Origin of the sequence: Stenotrophomonas sp. GD03958, from assembly GCF_029839005.1 — a bacterium.
In the GTDB taxonomy this organism is placed as follows: Bacteria; Pseudomonadota; Gammaproteobacteria; order Xanthomonadales; family Xanthomonadaceae; genus Stenotrophomonas; species Stenotrophomonas hibiscicola.
This window is the reverse complement of sequence record NZ_JAOBZT010000002.1, coordinates 55,374-71,517: the sequence shown is the minus strand read 5'-3', so window position 1 is coordinate 71,517 and position 16,144 is coordinate 55,374. Positions and strand designations below refer to the sequence as shown.

The 16,144-nt window shown below is 65.3% G+C and carries 16 protein-coding genes; 4 read left to right on the top strand and 12 right to left on the bottom strand.

What is annotated here, in order from left to right:
• Window positions 1-5: 5 nt before the first annotated feature.
• Window positions 6-737, bottom strand: coding sequence for a type III pantothenate kinase (locus N5C25_RS01020; protein ID WP_019661840.1), 732 nt, complete (start codon window positions 735-737; stop codon window positions 6-8).
• Complete coding sequence (gene birA, locus N5C25_RS01015) at window positions 734-1,702, bottom strand: bifunctional biotin--[acetyl-CoA-carboxylase] ligase/biotin operon repressor BirA (protein ID WP_058979785.1); 969 nt, start codon at window positions 1,700-1,702, stop codon at window positions 734-736. Before birA ends, N5C25_RS01020 begins: the two co-directional genes overlap by 4 nt.
• Before the next feature lie 144 nt (window positions 1,703-1,846).
• On the opposite strand from birA, the gene N5C25_RS01010 reads away from it, so the two are divergent.
• Together N5C25_RS01010 and N5C25_RS01005 are read left to right on the top strand one after the other, a co-directional pair.
• The gene (locus tag N5C25_RS01010) at window positions 1,847-2,125 is read left to right on the top strand and encodes a hypothetical protein (protein WP_005407696.1); all 279 of its coding nucleotides are present in this window, start codon (window positions 1,847-1,849) and stop codon (window positions 2,123-2,125) included.
• Complete coding sequence (locus tag N5C25_RS01005; protein WP_186008950.1) at window positions 2,092-2,883, top strand: M90 family metallopeptidase; 792 nt, start codon at window positions 2,092-2,094, stop codon at window positions 2,881-2,883. The genes N5C25_RS01010 and N5C25_RS01005 overlap by 34 nt, the downstream gene beginning before the upstream one ends.
• A gap of 85 nt (window positions 2,884-2,968) precedes the next feature.
• Here N5C25_RS01005 and N5C25_RS01000 read toward each other — a convergent pair whose 3' ends face one another.
• From N5C25_RS01000 to dusA, 4 genes are all read right to left on the bottom strand, one after another.
• Complete coding sequence (locus N5C25_RS01000; RefSeq protein WP_032953760.1) at window positions 2,969-4,393, bottom strand: sensor histidine kinase; 1,425 nt, start codon at window positions 4,391-4,393, stop codon at window positions 2,969-2,971.
• Between the two features lie 25 nt (window positions 4,394-4,418).
• Entirely contained in the window at window positions 4,419-5,102 is a 684-nt protein-coding gene (locus tag N5C25_RS00995; RefSeq protein WP_053520384.1) for a response regulator transcription factor, read from the bottom strand.
• A 73-nt stretch (window positions 5,103-5,175) separates the two neighbouring features.
• The gene (locus tag N5C25_RS00990) at window positions 5,176-5,550 is read right to left on the bottom strand and encodes a hypothetical protein (RefSeq protein ID WP_058979781.1); all 375 of its coding nucleotides are present in this window, start codon (window positions 5,548-5,550) and stop codon (window positions 5,176-5,178) included.
• Between the two features lie 212 nt (window positions 5,551-5,762).
• On the bottom strand, window positions 5,763-6,761 hold the full coding sequence (gene dusA / locus N5C25_RS00985) for a tRNA dihydrouridine(20/20a) synthase DusA (RefSeq protein WP_279936174.1): 999 nt from the start codon (window positions 6,759-6,761) through the stop codon (window positions 5,763-5,765).
• 150 nt (window positions 6,762-6,911) lie between these two features.
• On the opposite strand from dusA, the gene N5C25_RS00980 reads away from it, so the two are divergent.
• Both N5C25_RS00980 and N5C25_RS00975 read left to right on the top strand, forming a co-directional pair.
• On the top strand, window positions 6,912-7,973 hold the full coding sequence (locus N5C25_RS00980) for a site-specific integrase (protein ID WP_279936173.1): 1,062 nt from the start codon (window positions 6,912-6,914) through the stop codon (window positions 7,971-7,973).
• Window positions 7,966-8,382 carry a hypothetical protein gene (locus N5C25_RS00975; RefSeq protein ID WP_251103711.1) on the top strand — a complete coding sequence of 139 codons (417 nt, stop codon included), beginning with the start codon at window positions 7,966-7,968 and terminating at the stop codon, window positions 8,380-8,382. Before N5C25_RS00980 ends, N5C25_RS00975 begins: the two co-directional genes overlap by 8 nt.
• 7 nt (window positions 8,383-8,389) lie before the next feature.
• Here N5C25_RS00975 and N5C25_RS00970 read toward each other — a convergent pair whose 3' ends face one another.
• The 6 genes from N5C25_RS00970 to N5C25_RS00945 all read right to left on the bottom strand — a co-directional run bounded on the left by N5C25_RS00970 (window position 8,390) and on the right by N5C25_RS00945 (window position 16,139).
• Entirely contained in the window at window positions 8,390-8,674 is a 285-nt protein-coding gene (locus N5C25_RS00970) for a hypothetical protein (RefSeq protein WP_279936172.1), read from the bottom strand.
• A 223-nt stretch (window positions 8,675-8,897) separates the two neighbouring features.
• A complete protein-coding gene (locus N5C25_RS00965) occupies window positions 8,898-9,344 on the bottom strand; it encodes a BLUF domain-containing protein (protein ID WP_279936171.1) in 447 nt (148 codons plus the stop codon).
• 449 nt (window positions 9,345-9,793) lie between these two features.
• Window positions 9,794-10,726, bottom strand: a complete 933-nt coding sequence (locus N5C25_RS00960) for an SOS response-associated peptidase family protein (RefSeq protein WP_279936170.1) — start codon at window positions 10,724-10,726, stop codon at window positions 9,794-9,796.
• Between the two features lie 66 nt (window positions 10,727-10,792).
• Complete coding sequence (locus tag N5C25_RS00955) at window positions 10,793-11,479, bottom strand: hypothetical protein (protein WP_279936169.1); 687 nt, start codon at window positions 11,477-11,479, stop codon at window positions 10,793-10,795.
• Window positions 11,479-11,760: a hypothetical protein gene (locus N5C25_RS00950; RefSeq protein WP_279936168.1), complete on the bottom strand. Its 282-nt coding sequence runs from the start codon at window positions 11,758-11,760 to the stop codon at window positions 11,479-11,481. Before N5C25_RS00950 ends, N5C25_RS00955 begins: the two co-directional genes overlap by 1 nt.
• On the bottom strand, window positions 11,760-16,139 hold the full coding sequence (locus N5C25_RS00945) for a carbohydrate binding domain-containing protein (RefSeq protein ID WP_279936167.1): 4,380 nt from the start codon (window positions 16,137-16,139) through the stop codon (window positions 11,760-11,762). Before N5C25_RS00945 ends, N5C25_RS00950 begins: the two co-directional genes overlap by 1 nt.
• Window positions 16,140-16,144 lie beyond the last annotated feature (5 nt).

Sequence of the window (16,144 nt, the reverse complement as noted above, 5' to 3'; positions counted from 1 at the left end):
GGATACTAGCCTGCGGGCTGGTGCACCGCCCAGCGGGCAAGACCATCCAGCACCAGCGAGGGGTGGTAGTCGGCGCCGGGCAGCAACGGCATCAGCGCCGGTGCGCCGCCACCGTGCACCAGCAGCGACGGTGCAACGCCCAGCAGCGCGTGCCCCTGCTGGGCGCTGCGTTCGATCAGCGCCACGGCCGCACCATCGCAGCCGGAGGCGAGCGCGTCGGCGGTGTCGTTGGCGAATTCGCTGTAGTCACCGCCGGTAGCCGGCAGCTGCACCGCACGGGCATGCAGTGCTTCGCGCATGGTGGTGGGCGATGCGGAAATGCGGCCGCCGTGGTGCTGGCCGTCCGCGTCGAGCAGATCAATCGTCAGTGCGGTGCCCACCCCGACCACCAGCACCGGGCGCTGCGCCTTGGCCGCGGCCAGCAGGGCCAGGAAGCGGTCCACACCGAATTTTTCGGGCTTGGCATAGGCAATGCGCACGCCGGCGCATTCGGCGCTGGTACGCACCACGTGCACGTGCTCGAAGCGACGCTGCAGCTGGTCCAGCATCGCGCTGGTCAGCGACGGTGCGGCCACGCTGGCCACGAACGCGGTGGTGCCGCTGGGCAGGCTGTGCGGCGGCTGTCCGGCCATGCCTTCGGCGCCATGCGCCCAGGCCTGCACGTCACCGGCACGGTCGCCCTGCAACGGCGCGAACTTGAAGCGCGAGTTGCCGAGGTCGAACAACCAATCGCTCATGCCGCCCTCACGCTGACTTCGCCGGCGTGCAGCAGGCGCTCACGGCCATCGATGCGCACGCGCAAGGCGCCGTCATCGGCCAGGCCGAGCGCGGTGCCATGCTGCCACTGCCCTTCCAGTTCCACCCGTACTTCGCGACCGGCCAGCATGTCGAACGCGGCGTAGCGCGGCAGAAAGGGAGCGAGGCCTTCGCGATCGAATTCTTCCAGTGCCGGCAGCAGGCGCGCCAGCACGGCAGCAACCACCACGTTGCGGTCCACCGGCTTGCCGGCCAGCGTGTCCAGGTCCACCCACGGCTGGGTGATCTGCTCGGCGAAGGATGGCGGCATGTGCGTGTTGATGCCGATGCCGATCACCGCGCGCGCCGGGCCGGCATATTCGCCACCGCCCTCGGCCAGCAGGCCGACCAGCTTGCGCTTGCTATCGACGATCAGGTCATTCGGCCACTTCAGCTGCGCCTGGGTGTAGCCCAGGTCGTGCAGCGCTTCGGCCACGGCGATGCCGGCCACCAGGCTCAGCCCGGCCAGGCGGCCGAGGCCACCGGAGAACAGCCGCAGCACCGACAGGTACACATGCGCGGCCAGCGGCGACGCCCACGTACGGCCGCGACGGCCGCGGCCGCCGGTCTGGCGTTCGGCCAGCAGGACGCTCACCCCGCGCTGGGGCGCGCTGCAACGCAGCAATTCGGCATTGGTCGAGTCCACCGTCCAAGCCACCTGCAGGTCGTGCAGCAGCGGCAGCACCTCGGCGGGCAGGCCGGCACGGATCGCATCCGGGTCCAGCAGGTCGACCGGGCGGGTCAGGCCATAGCCCTCACCTGCACGGCCTTCGATGTCCACACCGGCGGCTCTAAGTCCTTGAATACGCTTCCAAATGGCCGCCCGGGTCTGGCCCAGCTCACGGGCCAGGGCGTCGCCGGAGAGGCGACCGGCAGCGAGTTTGGCCAGCAATTGGCGGTCGTCCACGGCAGCTTCCACGAAGTCAGGAAGGAATTATGCGGGAAAGCCGCCAGCGGCGCCCGCCACGCTGGGTTCTGCGGGGGCTTCCAACGGGGCGCCGGGTTCGGGCTAGAATCGGGAACTCACCTTCCCTTAACGTGGATGTCGTCAATGCGCCGCTATGCCCATTGCCTGATCCTGCTGACGATGCCCTTCGCGGCGTCTGCGACGGCAGCGCTGGACGACAGCCGCGGCGCCTGCGTGTCCTCCAACGGCGATGCCGCCTCGCAGCGTGCACCGACCGCGACCGCTTCGGCCGCCACCACCAAGCCGGCACCGGTCCGCCCGGCAGCCAGCACCAGCACGGGCGGCGGTGGCAGCGACGACGACGTGCTGCAGCGCATCCGCGCACCGAAGTGGCACAGCTACCTGCCGGGAATGTTCCGCTGATCAAGTCGTTGCTGCAGTGGCTGCGACCTGCGCCGCGGCCTATCGACGATGTACTGTGGAATGAGGCCTGCCGCCGTGCGGCCTGGCTGCGCGGTCTGGACGACGAACGCCGCGCACGCCTGCGCGTGCTGGCCACGCGCTTCCTGCACGAGAAGACCATCACGCCGATCGGCGAGCTGCAGCTGGAGGCCGGCGATGGCGTGCTGCTGGCGGCGCTGTGCTGCCTGCCGCTGCTGGAGTTCGGCGAGGTGGGTCTGGAAGGCTGGTCGCAGCTGGTCGTCTACCCCGATGCATTCCGCGTACATCGCAGCCACATGGATGCAGCCGGCGTACTGCATGAGTGGGATGACGAACTGATTGGCGAGTCGTGGGACAGCGGTCCGCTGATCCTGTCCTGGGCCGATGTGCAGGCCGACCTGGCGACGCCGCACGAGGGCTACTGCGTGGCGGTGCACGAGATGGTGCACAAGCTGGATGCACTGGATGGCGCGATGGACGGCACGCCGCCGCTGCCGCGCGAATGGCAGCGTGAGTGGGCGGCCATCTTCCAGCGCGCCTACGATGCGTTCTGCGCGCAGGTGGATGCGGGCGAAGAAACGCTGATCGATCCGTATGCGGCCGAAGCGCCGGAAGAATTCTTCGCGGTGACCAGCGAGTATCACTTCTCGGCACCGGATCTGCTGCAGCAGGCGTTGCCGGAGGTGGCCGCGCAGCTGCGGCGGTTCTATGGCGAGCCGCCCAGGATCGCAATACGGTAGTGCCGGCCGCTGGCCGGCACCCTGGCAATGCCACCGAGGATCATGAGGTTGCCGGCCAGCGGCCGGCACTACCGTTTGCGGGGGCTTACGGCCCCGGCGGCAAGCGCACTTCGAAACGGGCGCCGCCCAGTTCGCTGGAACGGCCGACGGCCAGTTCGCCGCGGTAATCCTTGATCAGGTCCTGCACGATCGACAGGCCGATGCCGTGGCCCTGCACGCGCTCGTCGCCACGCACGCCACGCTGCAGCACCTTGCCGATGTCGTCCGGGGCAATGCCCGGGCCATCGTCGTCCACCGCCAGCAGCAGGCCTGCGCGGCGCGCGTTCGGTGCCGGCAGCGGCTGCGCGGTCAGCAACACGCGGCGGTTGGCCCACTTGAAGGCATTTTCCAGCAGGTTGCCGAGCAGTTCCTGCAGGTCGCCCGGTTCGCCGTGGAAGCGCGCGGCCGGGTCGATGTCGAATTCGCACAGCACGCCCTTGGAGGCATAGACCTTTTCCAGGCCGCGCACGATCTCCTCGGCGTTGGATTCAATCGGCAGCGGCGCGGAGAACAGCTTGTGGCCCGACGACGCAGCACGTGCCAGCTGGTACGAAACCAGGTTGTTCATGCGCTGCAGCTGCACATCCAGCTCTTCGCGCAGCGCGCCATCGCCCGCGCCGCTGTCCATCTGCGTGCGCAGCACCGCAATGGGCGTCTTCAGGCTGTGTGCCAGGTCGGCCAGGGTGTTGCGCTGGCGCTCGAGGTTCTCGCGCTCGCTTTCAATGAAGGCGTTGATGCTGTCGGTCAGCGGTTCCAGCTCGCGCGGGTGGCGCTCGCTCATGCGCTCGGTCTCGCCGCGCTGCACCTTGGTCAGCTCGGTGATCACCCGACGCAGCGGACGCAGGCTCCACTGCAGGATGACGGTCTGCAGCAGCAGCAGGATCAGGCCGATGCCGCCCAGGTAGAACCAGACACGGCCACGGAACACGCGCAGCTGCGCACCCAGCGCGCGCGAGTCTTCCATCACATAAATGGTGTACGGGAATTCGGTGGCCGGGTCGGCGTCGGCGTCCCACACCAGGCCCAGGCCATAGCGGTACACCGAGCCCTGGCTGCCGTCGATCTGGATCATCGGCAGCGGGCCTTCGAACACTTCCTGGCGCGGTGCCAGCAGGCCGCCGCCGACGGTGGGCAGCATCGGGCCTTCGGCGGACATCGAATTGCCCTTTCCGTGCGGCATCACCACCTGCAGGTACAGGCCACTGCCCGGCACGTCGAAGCGCGAATCCGGCGGCTGCTCGCGGATGTACAGCGAGCGGTCGCGGGTGAAATCGATGCCGGCCGCGTAGGCGGTGGCGTAGTTCTTCAGGCGCTCGCGCAGGTTCGCCTTGGCCGTATCGGCAAAGGCGGCGTCAAGCGCGTAACCGGCCAGCGCCAGGAACGCGACCAAGCCCACGGACGCGGCAAGCATCTGGCGCGCCTGCAGGGAGCGCGGCCGCCAGCGTCGGAAGAACCACAGACGGCCGGACATCATGGTGTCGCCAGGCGGAGCCGGCTCAGCCCTCGTTGCGCGGGATCGCGAAACGGTAGCCGCGGCCGCGCACGGTCTCGATCGGCTTCAGTTCGCCATCCGGGTCCAGCTTCTTGCGCAGGCGGCCGATGAACACTTCCAGCACGTTCGAATCGCGGTCGAAGTCCTGCTGGTAGATGTGCTCGGTGAGGTCGGCCTTGGAGACCAGTTCACCGGCGTGCATCATCAGATACTCCAGCACCTTGTACTCGTAGCTGGTCAGGTCCACATTGCTGCCAGAGACGCTGACGGTCTGGGCGGCGAGATCCAGTGCAACGGGACCGCATTCCAGCGTCGGCTTGCTCCAGCCGGCGGCGCGGCGCAGCAACGCGTTGACGCGGGCAAGCAGCTCTTCGACGTGGAATGGCTTGACCAGGTAATCGTCGGCACCCTGCTTCAGGCCCTCGACCTTGTCCTGCCAGCTCGAACGCGCGGTCAGGATCAGCACCGGGAACTTCTTGCCTTCGTCACGCAGGGCCTTGATCAGCTCCATGCCCGACATCTTGGGCAGGCCGAGGTCGATGATGCCGACATCGAACGGAACTTCACGCCCCATGTAGAGGCCTTCCTCGCCGTCCTGCGCAGCATCGACGGCAAAGCCTTCGCGCTTGAGCCGGGCTGCCAGGGTCTCACGCAGCGGGGCTTCGTCTTCGACCAGAAGGATACGCATGAACTCTCCCTAGTGTCCTGGGTGTGGCCCGGAGGCCTGTGGGGTACGGGTTGATAGCGACAACTATCCCTGTTCAGGGGTTATCGCCGCGTAGTGATGACATATCCGACCGCGGCGTGCGCGGCTGTGAACGCGACGGGGCGGGGTCGTCCATGTAGCGGACACGGCCCCGGTCGTCCATGTACTTCACCCGGTTGATGTCACGACCATCGAACGGCACGCGCTCGGCGCCGAGGATGTGGCCGCCGGTGGTGCGCTGCACGCGGCGCACGGCGTCGGACAGCGAGCGCTCGTCGCCACGGCCACCGCGCTCGCCGCGCTCCATCATCTCCGCGCGCCCCTGGTCGCCGCGCGGCGGCTGCTGCGCAAGCGCCGACGACAGCGGCACAGCCGACAGCGCCACGCAGGTGGCCAGGGCAATGCGGCGATGGAAGGGAGCGGAAGACATCGATGCGATCCTAGCCGAGCACGGCGATTCGTTCAAAAGTCGTAAATCCGGAAGCCGGGTGCGGGACCCGGCCTTTACAATTCCTTTGCAAATTCTTGGTTTGGGGCAGTGAATCCGATCTGAACTTTTCCGGGCGATGCCGCGAGTTGTTCATCTAGGTGAACATTCGGGACGAAAGCGCTGGCCTTGTCAAGTCAGGAATGTGACTGCGGTCACGCTGCGGCGCGATCAGCTTCGCGTTCGGTGACCGCCAGCGCCTGCTCGAGCAGGGTCCAATCCGCACCGGGGCGGTGTGCGCCCTCGCTCAGCACCTGGCGGAATGCGCGACCACCGGGCTGGCCATGGAACAGGCCGAGCAGGTGGCGGGTGATGTGCTTCAGCGCCAGGCCTTCGCCCAGACGCGCCTCGACGTAGGGGCGCAGCGCGCGCAACAGGTCACCACGGGCCTGCAGCGGGGCGCCGGTGTGCAGCGCCTCCAGCTGATGCAGCAGATAGGGGTCGTGATAGGCCGCCCGGCCCAGCATCACACCATCGACGTGCGCGGCCTGCGCCTGTACCGCCTCGATGCTGGCCAGGCCACCGTTGATCACCACCGGCAGTGCCGGGCGCTCCTGCTTCAGGCGGTAGGCCCAGTCGTACTTCAGCGGCGGAACCTCGCGGTTCTCCTTCGGCGACAGGCCCTTCAGCCACGCGTTGCGCGCATGCACCACCACCATTGCCGCACCAGCGGCGACCTGGCGGTCGACGAAGCTGGCAAACACGTCGTAGTCGTTGTCCTCGTCCACGCCCAGGCGGCACTTCACCGTTACCGGGATGTCGACCGCATCGACCATGGCCGCCACGCACTCGGCCACCAGTACCGGCTCGCGCATCAGGCAGGCGCCGAAACGCCCGGCCTGCACGCGGTCGGACGGGCAGCCGCAGTTGAGGTTGACCTCGTCGTATCCCCACTCGGCGGCAATGCGCGCAGCCTGCGCCAGCAGGGCCGGATCGCTGCCGCCCAGCTGCAGCGCCAGCGGCTGTTCGCTGCGGTCGAAGCCGAGCAGGCGCTCGCGGTCGCCGTGGATGACCGCGTTGGCGTGCACCATCTCCGTGTACAGGCGTGCACCCGGCGCCAGCACGCGATGGAACACGCGGCAATGGCGGTCGGTCCAGTCCATCATGGGCGCCACGGAAAGGCGAATATCTTTTAAATTCAACGTTTTACGCATGTTTCGGTGCATCCTTGGTGCGCTGGGACTCCCTGTAAGTCCCTGTTTTTCCCTGCCGATCCCGGTGTAATGTACCCCTGCTGCACCAAGCAGCGGGGAGTGCACCAAGACATGGCAGTAGTCGAAAAGCGCGGAAAGAAGTGGCGGGCAATGGTCCGCATCAAGCCCCATCCTACCGCCTCGAAGACCTTCAACGGTCGCAAGGCCGCTGAGGATTGGGCTCGCATTACAGAAGACGCCCTTCGAGCTGGCCTGCCTCCCCCGCAGGAGAGCATGACGCTGGAAACCCTCATTGATCGGTACATCAAGGAGATGGACCGGTTCAAACCCATCTCCGCCACCAAGCGCGGGAACCTTCGCAGATGGGTTGAAAGCCTGGGCGACCGAGAGGTGTCCACCCTCACCGGGCAGGACATTTTGAACCACATCCGAGCCAGGACGGACCCGTCCGCTGCACTGAATGGCGGCAAGGCCCCGGGACCGGCGACCATGGCAATGGAACTCGGGTTCCTGGCTGAGGCCCTGGCCGCTGCTCGGTCGCTATGGAACATGACCATCCCCGACGTGGTCACTGCCGTCCGGCCAGTACTGCGCCGCGCCGGAGCAATCGCCAAACCAGAGGAGCGCGACCGGCGCCCGACAGCCCAGGAGCTGGACGAGCTTGCCGCCTTTTACAAGTTCAACTTCGGCGCCATCCCGATGCGCGATCTGATCCCGTTCGCCATCGATTCGGCCATGCGCATGGGTGAGATTGTCGCACTGCGCTGGGACGACTACCAAGGCGGCGAGAAGCCGATGATCCTGATCCGGGACAGAAAGGATCCCAAGGACAAGAAGGGCAACCATCAATGGGTGCCACTGCTGGGGCGGACGGCGGCGATCATTGCGAGTCAGCCCCGTAATGGCCCGCTGATCTTCCCCTATAAGGCAGACAGCATCGGTGCATCGTTTCGCCGCGCCTGCAACCGGCTACAGATCGAGGATCTTCACTTCCACGATCTGCGTCACGAGGGAACGTCCAGGCTGTTTGAGCAGGGGTACACCATTCCAGAGGTCGCAATCGTGACCGGCCACAAGGATTGGAAATCGCTGAAGCGCTACACGCAGCTCGCACCAAGTTCGCTACATCGAGATCCCCTTCACCAGCCGCTGCCTCAGTCATTGATACACCGGCCGGCGCCAACTTCTGCCTCGGAGCCCGATAGTGATTGACTTCAAGCGAGTGGTAGGAAAGTCGTTCAGAGCGATCGCGTTCAACCGCTGGCGGTCTGTCGCTGCCTGCACTGCATTTTCCGGGGTGTCTTTTGCGCTTGAACTGCGCTGCCCGGACTCAGGTCTATTTGCTGCTTCGGGCGCGATCTTCACCCTCGGCGGTTTTCTTCTGAACATCAAACAGAGCGCGATCTTCCATCGCCAAGCGGCAGACGGGTCTCCTCTACCGACCCGCGCGAAGTTCTACGCGATAACGAGGGCTTCCACTTTCGCAAGCGAGACCGCCGAGGAAGCAATGGCTACCAAGGTCAGGTCGGTTGAGGCCGACGAGATTTGGGGCTGCGTGATGGTCATCGCAGGCACTGTGCTTTGGGGATATGGCGGTTGGGTCTTCAAAGCCATCACATAGCCGAACCTCACCCCATCCAGCCGAACGGCGGTTTCAGGTCGGCCTTGGCCAGCCGGTTGCCGCGGACCTTCTCCTGCCAGGCCAGGATGGTGGCCACATCCTCCCGCAGCCTGGCCTCGTGCCTGGTCACCCACAGCTCGGCCCCTGCCCGGCCTTGTTCGTAGCTGCTACACACGCGGAACGGACCGCCCGGGCCATGCCGATGCCGGTCCAGCGAGGCAATCCAGATGCCGTCGTTCACCCGGCGGATCATGGCCACCACCCAGACGCCGTGGCAGGCGATCACGGTCAACGGGTCATCCGGGAGGCTTGCAGACCGAGTTGTCCAGCGAAAGTCAGGGGGCAGCGTCATGGCCGGCAGCATACGGCCGGTCGTCGCAAAGGCCGCGATCGCGTTGCCGGCCTGCCTGAATCGTTTGGGGAACGAGTTGTTAAGCGCTGCACCGGCGATTTGACGAAATCGTCAATTTGACCGAATTGCGGGGGTCGAGCCGGGCTCGCCCCCCGCACGTCCCTCAGGCAGCAAGGGCATATGGCTCGACCAACCCCGCCAAGAGATCCATAGCCGTCGGGTTAGGGTCTTCGGCGTCACGCTGGTTGAACCTGGTCCAGTCTGCGCGGGCCAATCGCCGCAGCTCGTCCGATTCAACGGGTAGCCACTTCATCGGCCAGAACGGCAGCCGACGCTGCCCCACCCTGCCCCTCTGCAGCTCGACAATACCGTTGTGGCTGCTGGCGCCCAGCACGCGGGAATAGGCCACTGACAGCCCGTCCTCGGGACCCTCCAAGTACTGGAGGAAGCGCTCGCCGTCGAAGAGAAGCACCCCCGTGACTCCAGCATCTCGGTTGAACCGGGCCGCGTCGTCCACAATCTGATCGAGCTTTCCATTGGACAGGCCCAGCTTGTCGCCGGCGATCTCCACGTCGGCGCCGCTCACGTACACGACTGCCTGGATAGCCATAGCCCACCTCATTGATGAGCAGTAGACCGTAGCAGCCCTTAGCGAACGCGAGGGTGAGGATCAGCGCCGCGTGATGAACAGTTCATCGGCATCTGCAAATGAACAGGGCGACCCGTCACCCGGCCAACGCGACGGACCGCGCAAGATCGCGCCGACTTTGGAGGTTGCGGCTATGCCTGACACAGGAATGTTCTACGTGCTGGATATAGATGCGGTGCTCGATGAACAGGGGCGCATCGCATGCATCACGAGCCTGGCCGTGCAATGCCCGCGCTGTACTCACGTCACACGCTCCGCGGGAGCGGACCTCGAGTCAACGCGCGGCGGCACCGTTCTGGCCTGTGGAAAGTGCGGCGCACGGCAGATGGTCAGCAATGCGCGCTTGGTCGAGTGTGATCACATCCTCAGTGACGGCGGTCCCGCTCCCCGCGCAGCTTGACCTTGGCCGCCTAAGCCGCCAGCCGGTGCTCGTAGAACGGGTGCCGCTTGTCATCGAAGATCCGGTAGAGCGCACCCAGGTCGGATGGATCCGGGTTGAGCCAGGCATCCACGTGCTCGGGCTTGATGTTGATGATGGTCCGGTCGTGGCCGGCGGCGGCCACCTCGGGCTCGGGTTCGTCAGTAATGGCGGCGAACGACAGCAGATCCGGCTCTTTGCCGGCCGGATCCTCCCAGTGCGACCACAGGCACGCCACCAGCATCGGCTCGCCCGTGCGCGGGGTGAACTGCACCACCTGGTTCTTCCCGTCCGGCCCCTCGACGTTCTCGTAGAACGTGTCGACCACCATCAGGCCGTGGGTTTGTCCGAACGCCGGCGCCCAGAACTTCTCCAGGCTGTCGCGGCGAGCGTTGTAGGTGCCGGGAAAGCGCTGGTCGTAGTTGGCCGGCTTCCCCGCCAGGCGGCACTGGTAGCGCATCGGCTTGATGACCAGCTTTCCGCCCTCGGAGACGATCACCGGGGCATAGACGCCAGGGAAGATGCGACTGTCGCGGTCCTTAGGCTCGGTGCGCTTCAGGTCGGCCAGCTTAGCCAGGGCCCGCTCGATCTTGTTGCCGGCAATCCGCACGTCCTCGCGGGCTTTCTTCGTCTCCTTCACCTGCAGCGAGCGCTCAGCGTCAGCCAGCCGCTTGCGGTTGGCGAACAGCTCCTGCTCCAGTACCGCGGCCTCGGCCCGGTTCCACTGCTCAACCTCAGCCCACACCGCCAGCTCCGCCGGGCTCGTCCCGGCCCGGAAGGCATCGTCCATCGCCTTCGGGGTCTTGGGCCGCTTCTTGCCCGGGTCGTGGGCGTAGAGCGCAGCGAACTCCTGCAGCGACAGGGTGGCGCCGGTCATCCTGACCAGCTTCTGATAGGCGGCGGTGATCTGGGCGGAGTAGCACATGGGCGCAATCTGGCTAACCCAGCGTGTGGCGGCCGTGATGACCTGGCCAGGTAACCCAGCCGCCAATCAGTAGCCGGTCATGTCCATCACAGCCATGGCCGCGTTCTGAGAGGCCACGGTGTAGCCGGCCGGCACCTGCGTGCCGGTGTATGGACCGTACTGCCGCATTGACTGCGGGGTCATGCCCAGTACTACCGTATCGCCCAGCACCGCTCCGCCTGCCACGCTGACGTTCTCGCGCTGCCAGTACTGATCCGGGCCACCAGCGCCTGCACGGGTGAAGGTCATTACTGAGGAGAACGCATTGACCAGCGGCAGGACGGCCCACTTCCGTCCACCGCCAGGCATCCCGATGTTGCCCTGCCAGTTGCCATTTCCCGGCCCAGCCCGGAGATCTACCACCCTGGCCACCTTCTTGCCGGCGTCGAACATCAGCTGTTGAGCAGCGTTGTAGATCTTCAAGCCGACGTTGCTGGGAGCGCCTTGAGGCTCGGCAAACACCCACCATTCGACCGTCTCACCAGGCGAGCCGAACAGGTAGATACCGGCCGGGTAGCCATCAACGTAGTTGAACCGCTGCGTGCCAACGAGTGACACCGCCCGCACCGCAACCTTGCCCCCGTAGTCGCCGATGAATGCACTGCCGGCGCCGTTCAACTGACTCACGCCCTGCGCAAGAACGGTGAGCACCGGGAACTGATCATCGATCAGGATCGTCCCGAAGTCATTGACGATTTTGATTCCTGTTGCCATCAGCGTGCCCAAATTTCCACGACGCCGGGCAGCCGATACAGCGCCGGCACATTGGTGAAGTTCCAATAGATCGCACTGTTGGCGACGTCGAGTGTGAAGGCCGGCGGATACCAGTTGAGCGCCACTGGCGTCAGCACGGTGTCCTCCGGGCGACGCGTAAAGTACGAGCCGCCGTCGCCTGTTCCATAGTTCAGGCGCGCGATGAGTCGGAACAGTCGGAACTGGCCGCTGTCAAATCCCAGCGACCCGTCCCCGTTGAACACCTTGATGCCCGCCGCCATCAGATGTTCACCCCCATCGCTACGCGCAGGACACCATTACCGTCGTACACCCGCCAGTTCCCGTCGCTGTACTCCGTGCGCTGGCCACCCGAAGGAGACGAGACGCGGAGCTTGTCGGCGAGGATATTGAACTCGCTAGTCTGATTGCGGATACCCAACTTAACGCCCGCGATATACCCGTCCGCCCGCATGTCCACCGACCACTCGGTACTCGATTCCATACCACCGGAAGACCACGGGGGCGGCTGCGTGGCACCCTCTTCAACCTGAGAAAGCATCGGTCGGAAAATCCACCAGTACGGGTTTGCTTCCCCAGTGCCTCGCACGAGGCCGACTACGCGAGCTTTGACAGCCCCGGGAGGGGCCTTGCCGATACCGAACACTCGACGCAGGCTATCCAAGGTAACCGGGCTCGGTTGGTGGCTTACTACTTCCGGGCAACCAATTTGGGCGATGATATCCCCAGCCTGATTGAAGAACTCCGCGTATAGGTAAACTTTCGAGCGATGGCAAGCTAGGTATGCCGATACGCAGTAGGTCTTTCCTGCCTCCACTGCTATGTCTGTGTTGGTGGCGAAGTAATCGCCTGCGTTATTGGGAATAGTCTCGCCACTGACGGATCCCAGCCCGAAGACACCCGGTGGATTCCAATCGCTGCCACCGGTCGGATTACCAAGATTATGCCAGTGGTAGCCGTTGGACAGCCATGCCCAGCCGGAAGCACTCCACCCCGGGAAGGTGCTGTTAGGAATCAGGTTACTCTGACCACCCAAATTGCGCACGGTCGCCTGCATGTCCTGCACAACCGTGGCATCAGCCTTTCCGCTGAGACCCGCCTGTACGCTCTGGATAGCCGAAGCGTTAGCGTTAATCTTGCCCTCGTGCTGCTGCACCGTGGTCTGCATCTGATTGAACGCGGTAGAGTTGACGTTGCCTACCTGCGTTTTCAGGCTCACCAGGTCCTGCGCGGTTGCGTCCAGCTTGCTGCCCTGCTGGTTCACCGCCGTGATCAACCCTGCCGTTGCTGATGCGTTGGCGCTGATCAGCAGCTCGTCGGTCACGTCGTAGAACTCGATGCGATCCACCAGCACCACAGCGGTTCCGGTTCCCCGGTTCGTTGCCCACACGTGGGACATGGCATCGGTACGGTCATCACCAATGGGGTGTTCCAAAGCGAACCGCTGCCAGGCAGTAGTCAGAACGGGCGTCGTCTGGTCGTTGTTGCCCTCGCCCGCCACGCCTCCCGTGCGGACACGGCATCGCGCTGTCAAGGAAATGGAACCCGACGTGGCGCGTGCCACGATGACGGTACGCATGCGCCGTCCAGTACCCGCCCGGAGTGGAGACCAGGCGCCACGGTTAGCTCGCACCGCTGGGTTCGTCGCTCCCGCGACGTGGGTCATCTGGATTGCAGACCCGACCTGTCCCCCGCCGCTTACCCATTCCACCGCCCCGTCAAGCGCGAACGGCTGGGCAGACCCGTCAAAAGCGGAGTTGGTGTTGATGTTGTCGCCACGGTTGAAGCTCGCGTTCACCGACGCCGTGAGGCTGGTCAGCTGGTCCGCCTGCGAGGTCGCCTTGTTCTCGGCGTTGACCATGCGGGTGGTCAGGCCGGAAACAGCGGACACGTTCTGCGTGGTGACGTTGATCGCCTCCTGACCGCTAGGGCGGTACTCGGTGGCCACCAACCCACGCTGGAACTGCACGTTGTCGATTTCGAGCCAGTACGACCCCGCCTGGTCTGCGAACTGCCGGCCCACGTAGACGCGAGCACGTACGGCATCGCCACGGGAGCGTGCGGGCAGAATCAGCCGCTGCCACTGGCTGGTCATGACCACTTCCAGCAGGGTCACCGTACCCAACACCGTCCCGCCCGAATCGTTCATCCACTGAACGTAGAGTTGGGCCTTCGTTCCTACCGCGCCCCGCACCCAGGAGGAGAGCGTGTAGTCCGTGTTCGGATCCACCTTCACGTAGTTGGAGCCAGGGCCGGCACGGTTCAGGCCGACCCAGTCTTTGGCGTTCACAGCCGTCCAGTCGAGTCGCACGGCCTTGCCGCCACCGGATAGCGACGAGTCGACGTAGGAGAAGGTCCCACCCACGTCACTGCGGATACGTTCCAGGTTCCAACCGGTTGGGGCCGCGGTGGCTACCGGGGCGTCTTCCATGCTGCTGTTCCAGAGCAGGTTGTCGCCGCCGACAGATTGGATCTGGCCTTCCAGCTTCGTTACGCTGGTGCCCACCGTCTCCACCTTGCCCTCCACCGTAGTGGTGCGCGAGGTCAGCTGGGTCAGCGCCAGGGTGTTGGCGTCGGTTCTCCCAGAAACGCCGGTAAGGTCGCTGCGAAGCGCCGTCAACTGCCCTGCCTGAGACGTGACCGTGTCACCCAGCTGCGTCACGCTGGTGCTGAGGTCCGAGATCGCTTGGGCATTCGCCAGCAGCTCGGTCACTTCCTCCAGCACAACGTCGTCAACCCATAACGTACCAGCTGTGTGATCGCTGTTGACGTACACGCGCAGTGCGCTGATGGTGGTTGCGGTGACGGTGGATTCCAGACGCGTCCACTCGGTACGATTGGCAGCGAACGCCAGCCCTGCGATCAGCCCATCATCCTGATTGGCAATACGAATCTTGCCGTTGCCGCTGGTCCCGTTGTACGCCGCATCGGTCTTGTAATAGGCGCTGATACGGTATTTCTTTCCCATTACGACCGGGATGTTGCGGTCCGTGGCACCGTTTGCGGTCATGCTGCGGCTACCGCTGGGTGCGGTGACCTTCAGGCACTTACCGTTTCGACCTTCAGCCACAATGCTGACGCCGCCCATGTTGCTGTACGACCAGCCCACGGTATTACCCTGATCCCAGCTGCCGTTCAGGACCATGTTGCTGCCCTGCGTAATCATCGCCGGCAATGCGGCGTTGATCGTGGTGATCGACTGAGCCAGCGCGCTCGTGGTGGTGGCGGTCGCCTCCTGCAGCGTCGTAACCGATGCAGCAGTTGCCAGCGAACCGGCACCGGCCGGCATGCGGGCCTCCATCGTGCTGATGCGCTGCACCTGCGCCGCGTCCGCAGCCACACGGGCCTTCAGCTCCTCGTAGGCCAGCCCTGCAGTCAGCTGCAGCGGATCCGTTCCGGTGTAGTTGCCACGCATCTGAGCGGCCAGCGTGTTGCGCTGGAGAGCTTCAGCGGCATCTGCGGTGATACGCGCCTGGGTTTCTTCCTGTACCAACGCCACCGACGCGCCGGGCTGCGGACGACCGACAGCGATGTAGTCGATCAGGTAGTAGTTGGCGACGGTCTGCGCCGCCCCCAGCTGCAGGCGAATCGCATCCACCGTGGCCGGCCACCACGCAATGTCCTGCACGTCGACGGTCGCCACGCCGTTCACGTCCCACGCCGGTTCCGGGATGGCTACACGCTTCTGCGTGTTCCATGCCTGGTCCGTGGTGGTGATCCACTGGAGGAATCCGTTCCACGTCGGCGAGCCAACGCGCTTCACGCGCAGCTTCACGAAGCGGTATGCGCTGCCGTCTACGGCCAAGGCCACCGGCGACTGCACCCAGGGCGCGGTGGCGTGGTTGGCGGGCCGCAGCCAGCCATCCACGAGGGTTGGCGCACCGTTGCCCGTCCACCCTTCAATGGTCTGGTTGAAGGGCCAGAGCTTGATGCTGTCGAACTGCGTCCCGCTGCCGGCCGCGACCTCGGACACCGCGCGCGCCAACGATTCATCGGCGCTCTGCCGCAGCTGTTCCTCACGGCTGATCGCCGCCTCGCGCTCCATCTTCTCGTTCAGGAGCGCGTCGATCCGTGCTTGGGCCTCCGCACTGATCGCCTGCATGGCCTCCGTCACGCCCTGCTGCCGCAGCAGCGCCTCGGCGACCAAGTCCTGTGCGGCCTGCGCCAGGCCGGCGGCGCGAGCAGCCGCTTCGTCTGCGATCGCTTGGATGCGGGCACTGATCTCCGCCGCCAGCTTGGCCTGCTGTTCGGCCAGGTCCTTGGACGTAGTCGGCGGAACAACGCCCACTACGGTTCCGGTGCCTGTCTTGCCGCGTACGGTCGGGGTGATCTGGAACCACCACGTCTTGCCGCTGCCGTCGCTGTACACGTACCGCGTCTCGGTGGTGCGGTGGATCTCCGTCCAAGGACCGTCCTGGCTCTCGCTGCGCGAGATGACGTAGATCACACCCTCCAGATCGACGGCGTCCCATTCGAGCACGACGCCGTCGGCTACCGGCGTGGGATTGACCCCGTTCGCCGGCGGCACGTCCGGCGCCTTGAAGGGCACCGGGAACCACGTGGAAAAGCGCGGTGCCACCGGAGACGCGGACGGCAGCCCGCCCACGCCGATTTCTACCAGCGTGAGTTTCCTTGCTTGCATTGCTG